Source organism: Mucilaginibacter aquariorum (genome assembly GCF_024498135.1).
GTDB lineage: Bacteria > Bacteroidota > Bacteroidia > Sphingobacteriales > Sphingobacteriaceae > Mucilaginibacter > Mucilaginibacter aquariorum.
In genome coordinates this window covers 2,196,102-2,216,970 of sequence record NZ_JANHOH010000001.1, presented here as the reverse complement: position 1 = coordinate 2,216,970, position 20,869 = coordinate 2,196,102, and the positions used below count along the sequence as shown (strand labels likewise).

At 42.1% G+C, this 20,869-nt stretch carries 17 protein-coding genes; 7 read left to right on the top strand and 10 right to left on the bottom strand.

Annotated features, from left to right (window positions below; genetic code table 11):
- Positions 1-82 precede the first annotated feature (82 nt).
- Positions 83-694 (bottom strand): fumarylacetoacetate hydrolase family protein, encoded by a 612-nt coding sequence (locus tag NPE20_RS09600; protein WP_256538401.1) that lies wholly within the window; start codon positions 692-694, stop codon positions 83-85.
- Between the two features lie 121 nt (positions 695-815).
- Positions 816-1,322, bottom strand: coding sequence for a T9SS type A sorting domain-containing protein (locus NPE20_RS09595; protein ID WP_256538400.1), 507 nt, complete (start codon positions 1,320-1,322; stop codon positions 816-818).
- 188 nt (positions 1,323-1,510) lie between these two features.
- Between NPE20_RS09595 and NPE20_RS09590 the strand changes: the two genes are divergently transcribed.
- Both NPE20_RS09590 and NPE20_RS09585 read left to right on the top strand, forming a co-directional pair.
- Positions 1,511-3,466: a KUP/HAK/KT family potassium transporter gene (locus tag NPE20_RS09590; protein WP_256538399.1), complete on the top strand. Its 1,956-nt coding sequence runs from the start codon at positions 1,511-1,513 to the stop codon at positions 3,464-3,466.
- 62 nt (positions 3,467-3,528) lie between these two features.
- Positions 3,529-5,487 (top strand): KUP/HAK/KT family potassium transporter, encoded by a 1,959-nt coding sequence (locus NPE20_RS09585; protein WP_256538398.1) that lies wholly within the window; start codon positions 3,529-3,531, stop codon positions 5,485-5,487.
- A 577-nt stretch (positions 5,488-6,064) separates the two neighbouring features.
- On the opposite strand, the gene NPE20_RS09580 is transcribed toward NPE20_RS09585, so the two are convergent.
- Complete coding sequence (locus NPE20_RS09580) at positions 6,065-7,783, bottom strand: amino acid permease (protein ID WP_256538397.1); 1,719 nt, start codon at positions 7,781-7,783, stop codon at positions 6,065-6,067.
- A gap of 79 nt (positions 7,784-7,862) precedes the next feature.
- Here NPE20_RS09580 and NPE20_RS09575 point away from each other — a divergent pair, with 79 nt between their 5' ends.
- Positions 7,863-8,522, top strand: a complete 660-nt coding sequence (locus tag NPE20_RS09575; protein WP_256538396.1) for a phosphatase PAP2 family protein — start codon at positions 7,863-7,865, stop codon at positions 8,520-8,522.
- Here NPE20_RS09575 and NPE20_RS09570 read toward each other — a convergent pair.
- From NPE20_RS09570 to yihA, 6 genes are all read right to left on the bottom strand, one after another.
- Positions 8,519-9,175, bottom strand: coding sequence for a hypothetical protein (locus tag NPE20_RS09570; RefSeq protein ID WP_256538395.1), 657 nt, complete (start codon positions 9,173-9,175; stop codon positions 8,519-8,521). The genes NPE20_RS09575 and NPE20_RS09570 overlap by 4 nt on opposite strands.
- A 316-nt stretch (positions 9,176-9,491) precedes the next feature.
- Positions 9,492-11,192, bottom strand: a complete 1,701-nt coding sequence (locus tag NPE20_RS09565; RefSeq protein ID WP_256538394.1) for a M3 family oligoendopeptidase — start codon at positions 11,190-11,192, stop codon at positions 9,492-9,494.
- A 192-nt stretch (positions 11,193-11,384) separates the two neighbouring features.
- A complete protein-coding gene (locus tag NPE20_RS09560) occupies positions 11,385-12,314 on the bottom strand; it encodes an NAD-dependent epimerase/dehydratase family protein (protein ID WP_256538393.1) in 930 nt (309 codons plus the stop codon).
- 746 nt (positions 12,315-13,060) lie between these two features.
- Positions 13,061-13,672, bottom strand: coding sequence for a Crp/Fnr family transcriptional regulator (locus tag NPE20_RS09555; RefSeq protein WP_256538392.1), 612 nt, complete (start codon positions 13,670-13,672; stop codon positions 13,061-13,063).
- Positions 13,660-14,514: a UbiA-like polyprenyltransferase gene (locus NPE20_RS09550; RefSeq protein ID WP_256538391.1), complete on the bottom strand. Its 855-nt coding sequence runs from the start codon at positions 14,512-14,514 to the stop codon at positions 13,660-13,662. The genes NPE20_RS09555 and NPE20_RS09550 overlap by 13 nt, the downstream gene beginning before the upstream one ends.
- A 51-nt stretch (positions 14,515-14,565) precedes the next feature.
- Positions 14,566-15,198: a ribosome biogenesis GTP-binding protein YihA/YsxC gene (gene yihA, locus NPE20_RS09545; RefSeq protein WP_256538390.1), complete on the bottom strand. Its 633-nt coding sequence runs from the start codon at positions 15,196-15,198 to the stop codon at positions 14,566-14,568.
- Positions 15,199-15,322: 124 nt separating this feature from the next.
- Here yihA and NPE20_RS09540 point away from each other — a divergent pair, with 124 nt between their 5' ends.
- Positions 15,323-15,811: a VOC family protein gene (locus NPE20_RS09540; RefSeq protein WP_256538389.1), complete on the top strand. Its 489-nt coding sequence runs from the start codon at positions 15,323-15,325 to the stop codon at positions 15,809-15,811.
- Here the strand turns inward: NPE20_RS09540 and NPE20_RS09535 are convergent, their stop codons facing one another.
- Complete coding sequence (locus NPE20_RS09535) at positions 15,812-16,720, bottom strand: serine hydrolase (RefSeq protein ID WP_256538388.1); 909 nt, start codon at positions 16,718-16,720, stop codon at positions 15,812-15,814. It lies immediately after the preceding gene.
- A 170-nt stretch (positions 16,721-16,890) separates the two neighbouring features.
- On the opposite strand from NPE20_RS09535, the gene lpxK reads away from it, so the two are divergent.
- Genes lpxK through NPE20_RS09520 form a run of 3 tightly spaced genes read left to right on the top strand, consistent with a single transcriptional unit; the run spans position 16,891 to position 20,838 of the window.
- A complete protein-coding gene (gene lpxK, locus NPE20_RS09530; protein ID WP_256538387.1) occupies positions 16,891-17,946 on the top strand; it encodes a tetraacyldisaccharide 4'-kinase in 1,056 nt (351 codons plus the stop codon).
- The gene (locus tag NPE20_RS09525) at positions 17,918-18,733 is read left to right on the top strand and encodes a purine-nucleoside phosphorylase (RefSeq protein WP_256538386.1); all 816 of its coding nucleotides are present in this window, start codon (positions 17,918-17,920) and stop codon (positions 18,731-18,733) included. The genes lpxK and NPE20_RS09525 overlap by 29 nt, the downstream gene beginning before the upstream one ends.
- Positions 18,733-20,838 (top strand): putative porin, encoded by a 2,106-nt coding sequence (locus tag NPE20_RS09520; protein ID WP_256538385.1) that lies wholly within the window; start codon positions 18,733-18,735, stop codon positions 20,836-20,838. Before NPE20_RS09525 ends, NPE20_RS09520 begins: the two co-directional genes overlap by 1 nt.
- Positions 20,839-20,869 lie beyond the last annotated feature (31 nt).

Below are 20,869 nucleotides of genomic sequence, written 5' to 3'. Positions count from 1 at the left end.
TGTTCGACTTGAATAGTTCGATTTGCATATTGAACAAGATTTCTCCTCGTTCCTCGTTCGAAATGACAATTGTGGTATATGGTTATTTAACATAAAAATCTAAAAGCTTCTCACCCTCCAAAAATCCTTCCAATCTGTCGCCTACCTGTACTTTACCCACACCTTCGGGGGTGCCGGTAAAAATAAGGTCGCCTTTTTTTAGGGTGATATATTGGGATACAAAGGCAATGATACGTTCAAACGAAAAAAGCAGGTCTTTGGTGTTTCCTTGCTGGCGGGTTTTGCCGTTAATATCCAGATTAAAGCTTACATTATATAGATCGGCAAATTTGGCTTTCGGCAAAAAGTTACTTACCGGGGCCGAATTGTCAAACGCCTTTGCAAGCTCCCAGGGCAGGCCCTTTTCTTTATGTTTCAATTGAATGTCGCGTGCGGTGAAATCTATCCCAAGGGCAATTTCTTCAAAATAGCTTGCCGCGAATTTCTCATTAATATGCTTGCCTTCTTTGCTCACCTTTAATACTATTTCAATTTCGTGGTGTATATCCTGCGAAAATTCGGGGTGGTAAAAAGGTTTGTTGTCCTTAAGCAGGGCAGTGTCCGGTTTCATGAATATCACCGGCGTGGTAGGCACCGGGTTATTTAATTCTTTGGCATGCTCGGCATAGTTGCGGCCAATGGCTATTATTTTCATATAGTGAATGGAATAACGCCAAAGCTAAAAATTATATAGCCGAAGAAAAGGGAAAAGTTAAATTTAAGAGAGCCCCACGTAGAGGCGCGATACTTCGCGTCTTATAACAGATATGGGGGGATTAAAGAACCGAGATCCTTTTGTTTACCGATTCGGTACCAACTACTATCCTAACAAAGTAAAAACCACGTGATAGTTTGTTGGTGATGTCATACCTGATACTTTGATCGCCAAAATCAACCCTTTGCGAAAGCAGGGTAAGTACATTGTTACCCAAAACATCCATCACATTTACGTTGACATATGCATTGCGGGAAACGGTATACTTAACATTAATTACCTGATCTGTTACCGGGTTTGGAAATACCTGTACGTTGGTTAACAGCTTATCATCCGGCCGGGCAAGGTTTATTTTAGCGGTCGAAACAGCATTCGGCTTTAATGGTGGTAGTGCCAAATGCAAGCCGTTTTTAAGATATGATGTCTTCGAAGACTTGGTTTTTAGCGTTTTAATATAAACTGTATCGCTTTTTTGCGCGGCAACTCCTTTCGCAAACGCAAAATTCACCGCTATTGCCAATACAATTACAGTAAACCAGGAATTAACAAAAGTAGATTTTCGACCCATATTAAAATATTCTTTGCAAAAGTATAAATAATGCGCTCATCAATTGATATTGTTTGAATTTATTAAATAGTTTTAACAAATTTTAACAAAATACGTTTTTATTAGTTTAATATCTGACTTATACGATTCATTATAGTTTAAGTTGTAAATGGATTTTTTTAATAGTTTTGTATCCTTTTTAAATTAGAGTGTCAAATCATAAAGACCTGCAGAAACTATCAGCCTCCGGGCTGCTTATTAGTTTAGGAATAATCTACGGTGATATAGGTACATCACCTTTGTATGTTTTTAAAGCTATCATTGGCACAAACAAAATTTCAGAAACTTTGGTGCTTGGCGGGGTGTCTCTTATTTTTTGGACACTTACCCTGCAAACTACCCTTAAATACGTTGTAATTACTTTACGGGCCGATAACAAAGGTGAGGGCGGCGTTTTCTCGCTGTTTTCGCTAGTCCGGCGCCGGGCCAAATGGCTGGTTGTCCCCGCAATTATAGGTGGCTGCGCTTTACTGGCCGATGGTATTATTACGCCCCCCATTACTATATCCGCGGCTATTGAAGGTTTAAGCTCGCGGTATGATAACCTGCCTACGTTTTATATAGTTGTGGGTATTATTACCTTTTTATTTTTTATACAGCAATACGGCTCGTCAATAGTGGGCAAGGCATTTGGCCCTATCATGTTCCTGTGGTTTACCATGATGGGCGTTTTAGGCATTAGCTACATTGTTCAAATGCCATCCATATTAAAAGGAATAAACCCTTATTATGCTTACCAGCTGCTGAGCAGTGATTATAATGCGTTTGTTATTTTGGGTGCGGTTTTCCTGTGTACTACCGGGGCCGAGGCCTTATACTCTGACCTGGGCCATTGCGGGCGGCCAAATATCAGGGGCACCTGGTTATATGTAAAGCCATGCTTATTATTAAACTACTTTGGACAGGCAGTTTGGCTATTACAACGTAATGGCAGGGGCGATATCGACCTGAATGTGTTTAATCCGTTTTACCAGATAATGCCGTCGTGGTTTTTAATATTTGGTATTGGTATAGCTACAGTAGCGGCTATTATAGCCTGCCAGGCTGTAATATCAAGCTCATTTACCTTAATTGCCGAAGCAGTAAGGCTTAACTTATGGCCCAAGGTTAAAATAGTATATCCAAGCGACTCTAAGGGCCAGCTATATGTACCCAGTATAAACTGGGTCTTGTTTGCCGGTTGTATAGGTGTAATGTGGCTGTTTAAAAAATCGGAAGCTATGGAAGCGGCTTACGGCCTTAGTATAACCGTAGCCATGTTGATGACCACCATACTCATCTCTAATTTTTTAAGGAGGAAAAAGGTACCGGGCTACATTATCGCTATGTTTTTTACCATGTATCTTATTATAGAGGGGGCGTTTTTATTAGGTAACCTGCATAAATTTATAGATGGCGGCTGGTTCACACTATCAATAGGTGTGGTATTGTTTATTGTAATGTGGGCATGGCATACCGCCCGAAAGATCAAAAACCGTTACGTTAAGTTTATTGAGATAGACGATTATTTCAGCATCATTAAAGAGATGAGCGACGACCAAACGGTTCCTAAGTACGCGTCGCAGCTGGTTTACATGACAAGCGCTAACTTTAACTCAGAGATAGAATCAAAAATTATTTACTCGATACTTCAAAAGAAACCCAAACGTGCCGACGTTTACTGGCTGGTACATGTAGATGTGGTGGATGAACCTTACAAACGCGATTATGAAGTTGATTTTTTAATACCGGGTAAACTGATCCGTATCGACTTTAAATTAGGGTTCCGTGTAGAGCAGCAAATAAACCTGCTGTTTAGAAAAGTAGTGGAAGACCTGGTAAAAAACGGTGAGGTAGACATCACCAGCAGGTACGAATCGTTACACAAACACAAAATAGTGGGTGATTTTAGGTTTGTAGTAATAGAGAAGGTTTTGTCGCGTTCACATAACCTGTCGCTGTACGAGCGTTTTATCATGTTTGTATATGTGCAATTAAAAAAGGTAAGTTTATCAGAAGAGCGTAACTTTGGCCTCGACTTAAGCTTTGTTACCGTGGAAAAAGTACCGTTAATGCTTACATCGCCTGATAGTGTAGAAATACACCGGGTTGATGCAACATCATAATAAACAAAAGGGCTTGGTTATAAGATCAGGCTCTTTTGCTGGATAATAAAATAATTAATATCGTGTCAAATCAAAAAGATCTGCAAAAATTAACAGGCGCCGGGTTGTTAATCAGTTTAGGAATAATTTATGGTGATATTGGAACATCACCTTTATACGTATTTAAAGCCATTGTAGGCTTAGAGCATACTAACTTTTCGCAGCGTATATCAGAAACCCTGGTACTTGGCGGTGTTTCCCTCATTTTTTGGACGCTAACATTGCAAACTACTTTAAAATATGTGGTGATAACGTTACGGGCAGATAACAAGGGTGAGGGTGGGATATTCTCGCTTTTCTCTTTAGTACGCCGTAAAGCTAAATGGCTAATTATACCCGCAATATTAGGTGGCTGCGCGTTACTTGCCGATGGTATCATAACGCCGCCAATTACCATATCATCAGCCATTGAAGGGTTAACTGCCTATTACCCGCATTTGCCAACTGTACAAATAGTTATTGCCATTATAGCTGTACTATTTATTATTCAGCAGTTTGGTACGTCGCTGGTAGGGAAGGCATTTGGGCCAATGATGTTTATATGGTTTACCATGATGGGCGTATTGGGGGTTAGCTACATTGTGAAAATGCCTATGATATTAAAAGCGCTTAACCCTTATTACGCCTATCAGCTATTAACCAGTGATTATAACGCCTTTATTATATTGGGAGCAGTTTTCTTGTGTACTACCGGGGCCGAGGCTTTATACTCCGACCTGGGGCACTGCGGTCGAAAAAACATCCAGATAAGCTGGATCTATGTAAAAACCTGCCTTATCCTTAATTACCTGGGCCAGGCGGTTTGGTTGCTGCAACACACCGGCCAGTCTATCGACCTAAGTGTTAACAACCCCTTCTATAAAATAATGCCCGAGTGGTTCCTGATATTTGGCATTGGTATAGCAACCCTTGCGGCGGTTATTGCCAGCCAGGCATTAATTTCGGGTTCGTTTACATTGATAGCAGAAGCCGTTAGATTAAACTTATGGCCAAAGGTGAGGATCAATTATCCGTCAGAACAAAAAGGGCAGTTATATGTGCCAAGTGTTAACTGGTTGCTTTGTTTTGGTTGTATCGGTGTAGTACTCTTGTTTCGCCACGAGGCTAAAATGCAGGCGGCTTATGGGTTAAGTATTACCGTAGCCATGCTGATGACCACCATACTTGTATCAAAATACCTGCAGCGAAAAAAAATACCAACCTATTTAATCGGAATATTTTTAGCAGTTTACCTGCTTATAGAGGGCATTTTCCTGGTAGGTAACTTGCATAAGTTTTTGGAAGGCGGCTGGTTCACGCTATCAATAGGCCTGATATTATTTACCATTATGTGGGCCTGGCATATAGCACGCCGTATTAAGAACCGTTATGTTAAGTTTATTGAGATTGACGATTATTTCAATATTATCAAAGAAATGAGCGAGGATGAAACGGTACCCAAATACGCCTCGCAGCTGGTTTACTTAACAAGCGCGAATTTTAATTCGGAGATAGAATCAAAGATCATTTATTCCATACTGCAAAAGCAGCCCAAACGAGCCGATGTGTATTGGCTGGTGCACGTTGATGTGGTGGATGAACCATACAAAAGCGAATACGAGGTAGACTTTTTAGTGCCGGGTAAATTGATCCGTATCGACTTTAAACTTGGCTTTAGGGTAGAACAACAGATAAACCTACTGTTCCGTAAGGTAGTGGAAGATTTGGTGAAGAACGGCGAAATAGATATTACCAGCACCTATAAATCATTAAACAAGCATAAAATTGTTGGCGATTTTAGGTTTGTGGTGATAGAGAAGGTATTGTCGCGCTCGCATAACCTTTCATTTTACGAGCAGATAATTATGTTTATCTATAAAGAACTTAAAAAGATCAGTCTCTCGGAAGAACGCAACTTTGGTCTCGACCTGAGTTTTGTTACGGTAGAAAAAGTACCATTGGTGCTTACCTCGCCGGATAGTGTGAATATAAAGAGAGTTTAAAATATTAAAATACAATCTTTTGAAATATTAAAGGGTGTTTGGCTTAGCCAGACACCCTTTTAGCGTTCACGTTCACGGCCGTGAACGAGCGTTGATTTGAATAAATATTTGATAATCAAATACTTAATATTTAGCTACTGACAAAGTACTGCCGCCATTAATATAATAACAACAAACATAGGATGACAAGCGCGGTATTCATAGCAATGAATTTTTATACCCATCGCAACATTTCGCTGTTGCATGATAAGGGCAGGTAGATATTAGGAGTTAAACAGAAAATGCCGGTGGGGACACCGGCATTGGGTATTAAGAATATTTTTAGATTGTTGATGTCCTCACCATAAGTATTCGGAAGATTAGAGTTTGGGCTAAAGCCCATTTCTATCCTCGCTATCCGTCCCATAAATGGGACGGCAATGAATTAGAAATTAAAAGAATCACTATTACAGATCATTGCCGTTGGCTTCAGCCAACGGATTACAAACAAAGACGCATAAGGCTTTAGCCAAAATCCGGAGGCTGCGCGTTATTTTGTTTCTTCCGAACACCTTTGATGTCCTCACCAACAATGAATCTATCTTTTTAAATGAGCGTTCTCTGGTTTGCCCAGTATACTATGTTTGTAACCGTAGCTAAAGTAAATAACAAGGCCAATTACAAGCCATCCCAGGAAACGGATCCAGCTTTCATATTCCAGCTCGGCCATTAAGTAAAAGCAGCTTACAAGCCCTAATACCGGTATCAGTGATAGTTTCTTAATAAATGCCAGTACAGCTAAAGTTGCTGATAGCAGTATGAATAAAAAGTAAGGGAACTTGTGGTGCAGATCAGTGCCGCTAAACAGGTTCATGATGTTGTTCCTGAAAAAGTAAGCACCCACTACAAAAAGCACCGGTACTATCCATTGCGAATTAATATACGGTAAGTGAAATTTGCCTTTAACGGCAGCTTCACGTGGTAACAATAGTACGCCGCCGCAAACCAACACAAAAGCGAATAAGGTGCCGATACTGGTTAGGTTGGTAACCTCGGTAAGGTTTAAGAACAATGCCGGGATAGCTACCACAAAACCGGTAACTATAGTAGCAAATGATGGTGTACGGAATTTGGGGTGGATGCGCGAAAATGCCTTTGGCAGCAAACCGTCGCGGCTCATGCTCATCCAGATCCGTGGCTGGCCCAATTGGAATATCAGCAATACACTGGCAGTAGCAATAACCGCGCTGATAGAAATAACATAGCTAATGTTTTTTAACCCAACCTTGGCAAATACATAAGCCAGTGGGTCGCCAACCCTAAGGTCTTTATAGCTAACCATGCCCGTTAAAACCAATGCTATCAGTATGTATAAAACGGTACAGATCACCAATGAGTAGATCATACCGCGAGGCAGATCCTTTTGTGGGTTCTGGCATTCCTCGGCGGTGGTTGATATGGCATCAAACCCGATATAAGCAAAGAATACGCCCGATACACCTTTCATCACCCCGCTAAAACCGTTTGGTAAAAATGGGTGCCAGTTGGCAGGTGTAACGTAAAAAAAGCCTATCACTATTACGGCTATTACAATGGCTATCTTCAAATAAACCATAGCGTTGGTAGCCTTTTTAGTTTCGCGGATACCAATATAAACCAGGTAGGTTATTACAAATACAATAGCCAGCGCGGGTATGTTGGCTATGAATTTTATATCGCCGCTGCCCGGGGCAGTTGCCCATGCCGATGCTGCAATGCGCATCCGGTCGGTAATATCGGCAACGTGGCCACTGGCCGTAAGCTCCTGGATCTTCTCGTGCGCGGTAAAGGCCGAGAAGTAATCCATGGTTAAAAACGTTGGCATATGTATGTTGAAACCTTCCAGCAGGTTCACAAAATATTCGCTCCATGATATGGCTACCGCGATGTTGCCTATGGCGTATTCCATCAGCAAATCCCAGCCTATTATCCAGGCTATCAACTCACCAAATGATGCATAGGCGTAAGTATATGCACTACCTGCCACCGGTATCCGGGATGCGAATTCGGCATAGCATAAAGCAGAAAATCCGCAGGTAATAGCTGTAATAACAAATAAGATGCTTACGCCTGGTCCGCCCTGAAAGGAGGCTTCGCCGATAGTGGAGAATATACCCGCGCCAACCACGGCGGCTATACCCATCAGGGTAAGGTCTTTTACGTTTAATGCTTTTTCGAGCTGGGATACGGTGCCCGGGTGTTCACTGTCACTAAAACCGCTGGCAACATCAGCTAAAATTTTAGAAACAGATTTTCTCCTAAATATACTTTTCGACATGTAGTATGGTCAGTTAATCTTTCAAAACCAAACATAACCATTTTTTTGCATTGAAAAACTATATGCTTACTTTGCGCTGATGAATGCAGGCGCAAAAGATGTTTTGTACAAAATACGTTACCTTTTTATTCCCTATATACTTGTCCTGTGTGCCAGCCTTGTTATAAAACTCCTGTTTACCCGGTCGCAGATCTACTTCGCGGTAAATGGCATTCACAGCGATTTTGCGGATAGTGTTGAACCTTATATCACCCATATTGGCGACGGCTTAACGGTTATAGCGCTTTCCGTAATATTAGTATTGTTTAACTATCGCGCTGCTTTTTTAATGATAACAAGTTATGCCTTAACCGCTTTAACGGCTCAAATATTAAAGTATAGCTTTGATATGCCACGGCCAAAAGTGTATTTCGGCAACCAGTTAGATAAGATCCATTTTGTGAAAGATCTGTACATATTATCAGTTCACAGCTTCCCATCAGGGCATACGGTAACCGCGTTTTCGGCGGGTGTGGTAATCACTTATCTGGCTAAAAATAAGGCTTGGGGGGCGGTGTTGTTTTTTGTAGCCTTAATGGTTGGTTACTCGCGTATGTACTTAAGCCAGCACTTTTTTGAGGATGTAACGGTAGGGTCTGTTGTTGGGGTGCTGATAACCGTGATATGGTTAAGCTACATTGACCGTAAGGAATTTATAAACAGCCCCCGATGGAACCAGGGGCTGCTGAAAAGGGCTTAATGATGCTCTTGTTCTTTTTTCTTTTTCCTGCGGAGTATTAATATTACAATAAGAATAATAACAGGTATACCGCCATACAAAGCTAATTTTAAAGTAGGCGATAAACCCTTTTTGTTAGAGAGGTACTGATCGGTACGCTTCAGTTCCTGCGAAAGTTTTATAGAGCTTGAGAATGCTTTATATTCATCCTTTACTACATCTTTCCTTAACTCTTCGTAATAATACTCAAAAGTGTAGGTTACATCCTGGGTATAAATAATTATAAAATTACGGAGTTGTTTACCCGCACCTTCGTCGGTTTCCAATGTAAAGGTTTTCGCTTTAAGGTGCCCAATGGTGGTATCGCGCACATTTTGGGTGCTGCCTTCAGATTGGCCTTTAATGCCCGTTATATAATCCTGCAGAACCTTGTTCAGGTCGCGCTCTTTACTAAGTGGCTGATTGTTATTGGCGTTTGGGGCACGAATAACCACCATGTAACCATATTGGGCGTTTCCCGAGTAAATGGATTGGCCGAGCGTATCTTTCTTTGTGTACTTTTTGGGTAACGAAATGGTAACCAGGCTATCAATCTTAACCGGTTTTAAAGGGCTTTGTGCAAAGCCTGCTGTTACAAACAGTACCAGACTAAATAATACAAGTATCTTTTTCATAGATGGTTAAACCTATGAAACACATATAAGTTTTAACACATATTAAATAGTGGTTTTAGATGTATGCTAAATTGTTTATTTACTGAGCTTTAGGATAAAGCAGATTATGGTACAGAAGGAGCTGATGGCCTGGTTCATAATGCGCACTAATTAATTCCCTCCCTTGGGAGGGGTGTGTCGGCCTGTGAAATGGAAGGGAGGGGTTTAACCTTCTTGTAGATATTCATGAACCCCTGCCCTCCTTCCCCAGGGAAGGAATCACGCAGACCCCACGCTTTACAAAAAAGCCTCTTCATATTGAAGAGGCTTAAACTCGTTATATTTTATCCATTTCGGCTTTTACAAATTCGGCCAGCTCTTTCACATAGCCTGCGCTAAAATCGAACTTGATGCCCGCGGTTTCGTAAATTTCTGTTATGGTTTTTGTGTAACCCAATTTTAAAGCGTCCAGGTATTGCTGCAGGCCTTTCTCCGGGTTTTCCTTATAGTTTTTCCAAACGGCAATTGCCCCAAGTTGAGCCATACCGTATTCAATATAATAGAAGGGCACTTCAAAAATGTGAAGCTGTTTTTGCCATAGGTTTTGTTCAGCTTCCGGATGTTCGCTCCAATCGGCAAAGCCCGCGCCAAATGGCTCGTATATCTGTAGCCAAGCCTCGGTACGCTCGGCATCGGTATGATCAGGGTTGGTGTAGATCCAGTGTTGAAACTGGTCTACCACGGCCACCCATGGCAGGGTTTTCAGTACATCGAACAGTTGATCGCGTTTGGCGCGTTTAAGATCTTCCTCGTTATCAAAGTAAACATCCCAGTTATCCATAGATATCAATTCCATCGACATAGAAGCCAGTTCGGCAACTTCACTTGGGCAATGTTTAAAATCGTTCAGTTCCAAATCGGCGGTAAGGAAGGTGTGTACCGCATGGCCACCTTCGTGTACCATAGTAGTTAGGTCGCGGAAGGTATTAGCCGAATTCATGAATATGAAAGGCGCGCCTGTTTCAGATAGGGGATAGTTATAACCGCCCGGTGCTTTGCCTTTGCGGCTTTCCACATCAAATAGGTTATTATCTTTCATTATCTCTAAACGCTCGCCCAGGTAACGGTTAATGTTGCTAAAGCACTGGATAGATTTCTCTACCAGTTCGGCGCCGCTGTTAAATGGTTTAAGAGCAGGTTTACCGGATACATCCACATCCATATCCCATGGCTTAAGCGTATCCACACCTAAAGCAGCTTGCCTTTTATGTGCCTGTTCGCGCAGGATGGGCACTATCTCGGTTTCAATAGCCGCATGAAAAGCGTAGCAGTCCTGAGCGGTATAATCAAAACGACCCAATGCCTGGAACATGTAATCTCTAAAGTTCTCGAAACCGGCGTTCAATGCCACCTTATGGCGTAAAGCACGCAGGTGATCGAACAAGGTATCCAGCACCGTTTTGTCCTGCAGGCGGCGGGCGGTAATTTTCTCCCAAACATCCTGACGGATACTGCGGTCGGTATCTTTTAAAAATACGGAGGCCTGCTCTAAAGTATATTCCTTGTCGCCAATGTGTACGCTCATAGCGCCGGTTATCGACTGATATTTTTGCTGCTCTACTTGTATCTCGGTTTGCAGCGGTATATTCTCTTCCCGGAAAAGCTCTAATGATTTTCTCACCGCGCGCAACATTATGAAAAACTTTTCTTCGTTTAGCTGGCTTACATATTCGCTTTCAACCAATTTTTTATTCAGGTCGTTATTATATGGCGCGGTTTTTGGCTCAATTTCGGTAGCAAAGTACTGGAAGCTTTGCAGCAGCTCTTCGCTGGTAGTATCGCAGGTCATGCGGATATAGCGCCAGGCAAAATCTTCTTCCAAAGCAGCTTGTAGTTCGCTGCCATCCTTTAACCATTGTTCCAATTCTTCAACAGAGTTGATGGGGCGGTTTAAAAGTTCCTGGTAGATAGGTTCCAGTGTTTCCCATTTAATCTCGAGGTCGGCAGGGATATATGTTCTTGTTTTTTTGTGGATCATGTTTGTAAATGTGCAGATTATGCGTATTTGCAAATGTGCAGAATATTTAGGATTTGGGAAAGAATTGCAGTAGAAAAGACAGTGGGATGAAAAAGTCTGCAAGTCCGAAAAGAGGGGAAGTCCGGAAGACAGGAAATGCCAAAAACGAAGAAGCCCAAAAGAGTTCATCTTTCGGACTTCCCGACTTGCGGATTACCGCGGCTTATATATCGTTCTTGCCACCTCCTTTATACCTTCCTCGTACGATGTGGGCTTAAAATTAAAAGCCTTCTCAAATTTATCTGAGTTAAAAATATAGTCATTGCTGGATTGATAAAACATTTCTACCGCGCCGGAAATTACTTTATTAAACAAGCCAATTAGCCAAAGCATAACTTTCCTGATGCGCATAAACTTTGGTTTAACACCATAAATACGAGCGGCGAGCTCAATAAACTGATGCCCTGTCATTACCGGTGCTGTTGGCAAATGCCAGATCTGGTTATCGCTCTCCGGCGATTGACCAAGCAGATACATGGCGCAGCCTGCATCGGGGATATAAATAAAGTTATGTAGTTTGTTTGGGTCGCCCATCCATTGCGCGTTTTGCTTTTGGGCATATTTATCAAGTACCATCATATCAAAAAACGAGTTCTTGCTGCTGGTACCGTAAAAATCGGGTGCGCGGGCTATGGTAGCATTCAAAGTTCCTGCTTTCACTTCCTCCATAATGGTATTGGCTATAGCCGCACGCACTTTCCCTTTTTCGCTTGATGGGCGATAAGGGGTTTCTTCAGTCATAGGGCCATTAACCAGGCCGTACATGTATACGTTATCAAAAAATATCAGCCTTGCGTTATTCTCTTTGGCAACGTTTATCACATTGCGGATAATAACGGGCCACTGCTCGCGCCAAATTTTAGCGTCGTAAACCAAACCGGCGCAAAGATATATTACCGTTGAACCTTTGGCGGCTTCCTGCACTTCGGTGTAATTAAGCAAGTCGGCTTTTTTCCAGCTAAGGTTATTGCCTTTAATATCAACCGGTCTACGGCTTACCAGGCGGATAGTTTTGTTATGATCCAAAAGTTCTTTTGTTAAAGCGTTTGCTACCGGGCCACCGGCTCCTAATATAGTATGCATAATGTTTTCTGTTTTGGTATGATACAAATGTCGGCATAGATTGGAAAGGAAAACGTTAACTTAAGATAAGAAAATAGTGGTTAGTGATTGGAGGTTAGTTGATTTGGCTGTAAGTTTACTCACCCCGACTACGCTACGCTGGTCGACCCTCTCTGCTTCGCAAAGAGGGTGTAGAGAAAGATTTTGACCCTCTTTCCGCTTGCGGAGAGAGGGTGGTCGAGCGAAGCAAAGACCGGGTGAGTCGCCTGCGTTAGGGATAGGAACGGATACCGGCCTTGCGCCTAATGCCTGTGCGCGTATGAGTGCATAGCCCGGGCCAAAGGCAACGCCCATGTTAAGTAAAATTGAAAATTAAAAAGTCAAAAACTTGTTCATATAAATAAAACGACCGGCTTTTAAGATCGTAAAAACGAGATGTACTAAAAAACAAAACGAGATGTACCAAAAATATTCGCCCTGTTTTTAAAAAATCAGCATCCTATTAGAATAGGCAAAGCTTTTGTACTAATACTCATAATAGTAATGCCCGCCCAACTGACCCCCCAACTGCGTATTAAAGTATAATTACTGTAAATAATTTAATTTCTTGTAAATATTTGATTAATAGGCAATTGTGCTTTAAAAGAGTTTTAAAGCCATTAGATATATGGAGGAGAAAATCATAAAAAAGTACAAGTGGATTTATTTTTTGTATTAAAAACAGCTATAAAGCCATTGAAAAAATGGGACATGTCGTTTTTGCCTTTTTACTTATGATCAACCAGTATCCTCTTCCTGATCCTTGATAATGAAACTGGTGTTATACCTAAAAAGTTGGCAACATAATGCTGAGGCATGCGCTGCAATACATCACGGCCGGTTTGCAGGAGTTTGAGGTAGCGTTCTTCGGGTGTTTGGGTGATGAAGGAGGTTATTCGGCCTTCGTAGCAGATCAGGTAATGCTCGGCTACCAGCCGGCCAAAGCGCTCCATTTTATAGGCCAGCATAGGGTTCGCCAACATGGCATCCATGTTTTTTTTGCTGATAAGGATAATGGTGGTTGGTTCCAGTGCTTGTATGTAGTTGATGCTGGGCTCACCGGTTAAAAAGCTTTTGTAAGAACTTACAAACTCGTTCTCGAAGCTGAAGTAGCCGGTAACATCGTTGCCGGCAATAATATGATAGTAACGCACCGAACCACTAAGCACGAAGCCAAAATGTTTGCAAATACTGCCTGCTTCGGCAAAGTGTTGTTTCTTTTTGTAGGATGCTACAGATAAATGTTGAATGAATACGATCCACTCGGCCTCGTTGAACGTAACGTAAGGCGTAATTTGCTCACGAAACTGTTTCAACTGTGCCGATGTTAGCGCATCCATACCCTATCCATTAAAAAGAAGGCTGCAAAAACTACGCTGGCAATACCATTGGTGGTCATGAACGCGAATGTTACCCGGCTCAAATCGTTTGGTTTTACAAGCGTATGCTGGTAAATAAGCATGGCGCAAAAGAATGCGATACCGATATAGTAAAGTACCCCAACGTTGGTATAAAATACAGGCATTAATATAAAAAATGCCGAAAATACGTGCAGCGCAGTTGAGAGCCTTAAGGCATTAACCTTACCCAGCCATGCCGGGATAGAGTGTAGCTTTTGGTCACGGTCAAAATCTTCATCCTGCAGGGCATAGATGATATCAAAACCACTAACCCAGCACAATACAGATAGGGAGAAGAAAACAGGTGTTAAAGCGAATGCACCGGTAACTACCAAATACGCGCCGATAGGGGCAAGCGACAGGCCTAAGCCTAAAACCATATGGCAAAGGGCGGTAAACCTTTTAGTTGCGCTGTAACCTAATACTACCAATAAAGCTATCGGCGATAGGTAAAAGCACAACGGGTTAATAAACCAGGTAACCAAAATAAATAAACCACAGTTTACCAAAGTAAAAGTTAAAGCGGCGGCCGGACTAATTCTTCCTGCCGGGATATCGCGCTGTTTGGTGCGTGGGTTTTTAGCGTCGATGTTCCTATCCAGGTAGCGGTTAAACGCCATGGCAGAGTTGCGTGCAAATACCATACAAAGCAACATCATGACCAATTTTTGCCACTCAAATTTATGATCGGTAGTGGTAACTGCCAAAAAGAAGCCGATAAAGGCAAATGGCATGGCAAAAATGGTATGCGTAAAGGTTACTAATGATAAATATTTTTTCATCTTATATATAATTCCCTCTTGAGAGGGTTAGGGGTGTGCTCCCCTGCAAATTTACTTACTATATCTTTCCTCGTCAAACTCGGGTATCTCAAAACTATTGTTGATGTTGCCAATAAAACCAAGAATTTCATCACGGCCGGTATGCAACTCAGATGATGTTACAAAATGCTGTGGCGCTTCTTCAAAAAATGCCAGCATAGCTTTGCGGAACTTGGCTATGTTTTGATCTGTTTTTAAGTTTGATTGTTTATCGGCTTTGGTAAATACCAGTACAAAAGGAAGGCCTTTTTCGCCAAGCCAGCTGCAAAATTCAAGATCTATTTTTTGAGGCTCTAAGCGGCTATCTATCAAAACCATTACACATTGCAGGCTTTCGCGCTTATCAAGGTAGGTTTGGATAAATTTATTCCAATCGGCTTTTTTGCTTTTTGATGCACGGGCATACCCGTAGCCCGGTAAATCTACAATGTACCAGGTTTCGTTCACCAAAAAGTGATTGATAAGCTGTGTTTTACCCGGTGTTTGCGATGTTTTTGCCAATCCCTTTTTTTGAACCAGCATGTTTATCAGTGAGGATTTACCAACGTTGCTTCGGCCAATAAAAGCGTATTCCGGCCTTGTTGGCGGTGGTAGTTTTGATACCTGCGTATTGCTGCAAATAAAGTCGGCAGATTTTATGATCATACCGCAAAGGTAAGGTTTTATTTATTGCCTGATTATAATTAATGTTTAAACATGTATATTGACATTGCGCTAACAGAATAAACAGCACCAAGTTGTAACTTATACATAATATAAAGCAATAATCATGAGCGATTACAAAATACCTGCCCAAACCCGAATAGGCCACGTACATTTAAAAGTGAGCGATTTGCAAAAGTCAATGGCGTTTTATTGCGACCTGCTGGGCTTTGAACTGATGACCATGTATGGCGATCAGGCTGCGTTTATATCGGCAGGTGGGTATCACCATCATATTGGTTTAAACACATGGCACAGCAAAGGCGCTTCGCCGGCACCAGAATATGCACCGGGCCTTTATCATACTGCAATTTTATACCCCGAACGTAAAGACCTTGCCGAAATTTTACAACGTCTCATAGATGCAAAATACAATATCACCGGCGCTGCAGATCATGGTGTATCTGAAGCCATTTACCTGAATGACCCCGACCAGAACGGAGTGGAACTTTACTGGGACAAGCCCCGTGATAAATGGCCCACCGACGAGCATGGCAACCTCACCATGTACACCCGCCAACTGGATTTGCAGGGATTATTGGCTTTGTTGAAGTAATTATTCGTTAAGCATATACTTATCTACACCGGCGGCGGGTTGCCATTTGCTGCCGGGTTCAAAATAATGCCATAGCAGGGCCGATACCTTTTTGATAAGTAGGTTGGCCTCGTTATCAGCCGTCCATCGCTGGTCTTTATTGTTTTTTGTGATTATGGAGAATACATAATCGCCATGAGGGGCATTCACCAATACAGTTTCTGAGCGGGATGCATCAACCGCGCCTTGCTTAGATATGGCCTGCACATAGGGTGGTATCTGCGATAGGGCCGTGTTATCCCAGTAAATACGATTAAGCATACGGTACATGCGCTCACTTGCGGCGGGGCTCACCACTTTGCCATCCCTTATCATAGTAAACAGGCGACACATTTCGCGCGGTGTGGTAACGCCCCAACCATATATTTCCCAAATTGGCCTGCGTGCCGGGATGCGCGAGTTTACCCGCATAGCTTTAAAGCCATTTGCTTCCAGCCAATTATTTATGTAATCGCCACCCACCAGTTTTTGCAGCCAGGTGCTTGCTGTGTTATCGCTCATGGTTATCATTAACAGGGCAACTTTGCTAAGCTGTATGGTATCCTTATCCTTAAACGAACCTAAAATATCAACGCCGGCGTACAGCAATGAGTCGCGATAAACCAATTTTTGATTGTACTGCATTTCGCCCTTTTCTATCTTATCCATTAGTCCGCTTAAAATGCTCACTTTTATCATGCTGGCGGTAGGGAACAGAGTATCGGCATTAATAGCTACCGTTTTGCCTGTTTTTAAATTCTGCATGTAGATGCCTGTTTGCCCGTTAAAATCTTTAGTCAAGTTTTGCAGCTGCGCGGTTAGCTTTTGATCGGTTTGGGCAAAGGTGGTTAGGGTGGTGAGAAAAAAAGTGAACGATAGGATGTATTTCATATATGATGAATTTGTGAATAAAGTTATGAACTTTTCTGTTAACCCGCGCGTCATTGCGAGGTACGAAGCAATCTCTCGATGGGTATATCGAATTTGCAAATTCAGAGATTGCTTCGTACCTCGCAATGACGCTTTATTAAACATCTCTTTTCCTATCTTTACCACCTAATATGAAATACCTGCGCTGGCTTTTATTTCCGTTTTCGTTGCTGTATGGTTTGGTGGTTATCATCCGTAATTGGTTTTACGATGCGGGCCTGTTTAAAAGCCGCGAGTTTGATTTGCCGGTTATATGCGTAGGTAACCTTGAAGTTGGCGGTGCAGGCAAAAGCCCCATGACCGAATACCTTATTCGGTTGTTAAAGGGGCAATACAAGTTAGCCACGCTTAGCCGCGGATACGGGCGCCAAACAAAAGGGTTTTTTTTGGCTGATAGGATAAACACAGCCACCCAAATTGGCGATGAACCATCCCAGTTTAAGCATAAATTTCCCGATGTTACGGTTGCCGTTTGCGAGGAAAGGGTAGAAGGCATTATGCAGCTTAAAAAAGACCATAACCTTATTTTGCTGGATGATGCCTTTCAGCACCGTGCGGTAAAGCCTGGTTTAAGTGTTTTGTTGTTCGATTATAATCATCTGCAACAGCCAAAATTATTATTGCCTGCAGGTAACCTGCGCGAGCCTTTTAGCGGCAGGTGGAGGGCTGATGTAATGGTGGTTACCAAGTGCCCGGATAATTTATCAGAAGCGCAAATGACAACATGTTATGAGCTGATAGCACCATTAAACTGGCAACCCTTATTTTTTAGCGCAATAGCGTACCAGCCATTGCAAGATCTGCAGGGCAAACCGGTTGATTTTAATATAGACGCTGATACCACTGTTTTTTTGCTTACGGGTATCGCTAATCCGAAACCGCTGGTGCAGCATATCGGGCAATCAACATCAAATATTAACCACCATAATTATCCCGATCATCATCAATTTAGCTTAAAAAATATCGCTAAACTTGCCGGTGAATTTTCTGCCTGTAAATCACAAAAAAAAGTTATTATCACAACAGAAAAGGATGCGCAGCGTTTAGGGGTACATGAACTGTTACCTGCCATTGCGCAGCTACCTGTTTGGGTACTGCCAATAGGTGTTAATTTTTTAAATAACGGGCAGCAGGAATTTGATAAATTAGTAACAAACTATGTTAGAGAGTATACAGAACACAACTGATTATATAAAAAAACGCATCGGCGATTTTGAGCCCGAAGCAGGTATAATATTAGGCACCGGCCTTGGTGCTTTAGTTAACGAGATTGAGGTTGAAAAACAATTAATGTACTCTAACATTCCTGATTTTCCTATGTCTACGCTGGAGTTTCATTCCGGTAAATTGATATTTGGAACACTGGGCGGTAAAAAAGTAATTGCCATGCAGGGGCGTTTGCACTATTACGAAGGCTATACCATGCAGCAGATCACTTTCCCGGTTAGGGTAATGAAAATGCTGGGTATAAAAACACTTTTTGTATCAAACGCCAGCGGCTCGCTTAATCCCGATTTTAAAAAGGGCGACCTGATGATCATTGAAGATCACATCAATCTTCAGCCCATGAACCCGCTTGTTGGCCGTAACGATGCTGAGCTTGGTCCGCGTTTTCCGGACATGAGCGAACCATACAGACACGACCTGATAGAAAAAGGACTTGCTATCGCGAAAGCAAACAATATTACCTGCCACAAAGGAGTTTATGTTGCGGTTACCGGCCCAAATTTGGAAACACGTGCCGAATACAAATATCTGCGCATAATAGGTGGTGATATTGTAGGTATGAGCACCGCGCCCGAAGTGATTGTAGCCAACCATATGGGCTTGCCTGTATTTGCCATATCGGTAATTACTGACGAAGGTTTCCTGGAAGTTTTAAAACCCGTATCCCTTGAAGAAATATTGGCAGTGGCAAGAGAAGCCGAACCAAAATTAACCGTGATACTTAAAGAATTAATAGCAGGGCTTTAATGGCGAATAAGCTTAAATATTTACTTATTTTATTGATCTGCGCATCGGTGCAGGGCGTTTTTGCGCAAATAAGAAATCCCGGTTACCCGGGGCAAAATTCAAGAGAGCCTGTTTATTCGCGCGATACATCTAAGAATGTAAGAAGGGGCGAATCGCAAAATATAGATTCGATACGTAAGCGCGAAGAAAATAAAAAAGACTCGATAGTATTTACATCAAAGTTTATAAAGGTTACCAGCGAACGCTTACTTGCCGATAGTATTCAATTATTCCCCCTGGATACCGGTTTGGTGAATTTTGAAAATTATAGTCCGCTTAATCAGCCCCGTAACCCTAAAATAAGTTTGGGTTATCCCGGTGTTTCGCAGCGCGACCTGTTATTTAATCCCCGTAAAACAATTGGATTTGATGAGGGCCTGCATGCGCTGGATGCATACATGATAAACCCGCAGGATATAAATTATTTTAATGCACGGGCACCATATACGCTATTATCCTTATTTAGCTCCCTTGGCGGTTCTAAAGAGCAGCTTTTTAAAACCCTGCACACGCAAAATATTAAACCCAACTGGAATGTTGGCTTCATGCTAAATTTTAACGGGTCAAGAGGGTATTACAGTACTAACGGCATATTGGGCCAAAATGTAAGTGATTTTACGGCAGGGGTATTCACCTGGTATCATAGTGTTAATAAGCGTTATAACTTGTTGGCTAATGTGTTATTTAATAATCTTAAAGCGCCCGAAACGGGGTCTATTTTAAAGGATACTATCTTTAAAAGCAGGTTCTCATCTTTTGATAAAACGGGTGAGCCCGTGCGCCTGCCGGGCAGTTTTACTAACTGGAAAAGTACAGGGCTTTACGTTAAACAGTTTTATTACATCGGCCATATAGATAGCCTTAACAAAGGTAAGGCTGGCAATAATAACGTACTGCCTACCCAGCGCGTGGCTTATACATTTTATTATAACCAGCGTAAATACAATTATTTGCAAAACGGTTTAGATAATTATAGAGTATTCCCCGATTACTATTTCAGCGCCGGCCGGTCAAGGGATTCACTGAATGTTTTACACCTGCAGAACGAATTTTCGTACAGCTTTTACCTGAGAGGGAAATCGTTAAAAATGGTGAAGAACGAGCTTAAGCTTGATCTGGGGCTGATACATGACTTTTATAAAACGAGCCAGTTTGTATCCGATACCCTTATAAACGAGTTTGGCCAGAAAGCTATGCGGCCATCTAAAGTGCAGGGCGAAACTTTTCAGAATATTACCTTAAAGGCCAGGCTTGGCTATAAATTTAGCGACAGGATAATACTGGATGCTGATATACGGCAAATAGTGCAGGGCCGCAATTTTGGCGATTTGCTGTACGATGCCAAACTTACCCTTGCAGGCGGCAAAAAAGCAGGCAAGATCATTTTAGGGGCTTACCTGCAAAGCAGTTCGCCGGGGCTGGTATATACCAACTGGGTATCAAACCATTATATCTTTAACAATAGTTTTAGCAATCAAAAAACCACCAACCTATCTTTTAATTATATAAACGATCTGTTGCAGGTTGACCTGAAAGCCGAATACTTCCTGATAACTGATTACCTGTATTTCGCCGCCCAACCGGGGGGTATTGATGCTACGCCAAAACAATATAACCCATCAATAAATTTGCTTAAGGTAAGCCTGGGTAAAAACCTGCAATGGCGTAAGTTGCATTTTGATAATTATGTGGTTTACCAAAAAACAGATAACGCCAATCTTTTGCGTACGCCCGAGGTTTATACCTATAGCAGCTTGTATTATGGTGCAACCTTATTTGATGTGTTAAACTCGCAGTTTGGGTTTAGTGTGCGTTATAATACCGCATATCTGGCGCCATCGTACGCGGTGGGGTTGGGTCAGTTTTACAACGGCCCCGATGTTACCTTTACTTCATACCCTATAGCAACTGTATTTTTTAAAGCTACCTTGCAGCGTACCAATCTTTTTATTCAGTACGATTATGTAAACCAGGGGCTTTTTAGCAATGGTTTCTACACCGTAAACCGATACCCGCAAATGGATAAAATGATAAAGTTTGGTGTAGCGTGGACGTTCTATAATTAATTCTAAAATTGCCGGTGTGAGGAGTGAGGTG

Bases quoted from the DNA above. Each gene is read 5' to 3' on its own strand.
- NPE20_RS09600 (WP_256538401.1), bottom strand. From the start codon at position 694: ATGAAAATAATAGCCATTGGCCGCAACTATGCCGAGCATGCCAAAGAA.
- NPE20_RS09595 (WP_256538400.1), bottom strand. From the start codon at position 1,322: ATGGGTCGAAAATCTACTTTTGTTAATTCCTGGTTTACTGTAATTGTA.
- NPE20_RS09580 (WP_256538397.1), bottom strand. From the start codon at position 7,783: ATGTCGAAAAGTATATTTAGGAGAAAATCTGTTTCTAAAATTTTAGCT.
- NPE20_RS09575 (WP_256538396.1), top strand. From the start codon at position 7,863: ATGAATGCAGGCGCAAAAGATGTTTTGTACAAAATACGTTACCTTTTT.
- NPE20_RS09570 (WP_256538395.1), bottom strand. From the start codon at position 9,175: ATGAAAAAGATACTTGTATTATTTAGTCTGGTACTGTTTGTAACAGCA.
- NPE20_RS09565 (WP_256538394.1), bottom strand. From the start codon at position 11,192: ATGATCCACAAAAAAACAAGAACATATATCCCTGCCGACCTCGAGATT.
- NPE20_RS09560 (WP_256538393.1), bottom strand. From the start codon at position 12,314: ATGCATACTATATTAGGAGCCGGTGGCCCGGTAGCAAACGCTTTAACA.
- NPE20_RS09555 (WP_256538392.1), bottom strand. From the start codon at position 13,672: ATGGATGCGCTAACATCGGCACAGTTGAAACAGTTTCGTGAGCAAATT.
- NPE20_RS09550 (WP_256538391.1), bottom strand. From the start codon at position 14,514: ATGAAAAAATATTTATCATTAGTAACCTTTACGCATACCATTTTTGCC.
- yihA (WP_256538390.1), bottom strand. From the start codon at position 15,198: ATGATCATAAAATCTGCCGACTTTATTTGCAGCAATACGCAGGTATCA.
- NPE20_RS09540 (WP_256538389.1), top strand. From the start codon at position 15,323: ATGAGCGATTACAAAATACCTGCCCAAACCCGAATAGGCCACGTACAT.
- NPE20_RS09535 (WP_256538388.1), bottom strand. From the start codon at position 16,720: ATGAAATACATCCTATCGTTCACTTTTTTTCTCACCACCCTAACCACC.
- lpxK (WP_256538387.1), top strand. From the start codon at position 16,891: ATGAAATACCTGCGCTGGCTTTTATTTCCGTTTTCGTTGCTGTATGGT.
- NPE20_RS09525 (WP_256538386.1), top strand. From the start codon at position 17,918: ATGTTAGAGAGTATACAGAACACAACTGATTATATAAAAAAACGCATC.
- NPE20_RS09520 (WP_256538385.1), top strand. From the start codon at position 18,733: ATGGCGAATAAGCTTAAATATTTACTTATTTTATTGATCTGCGCATCG.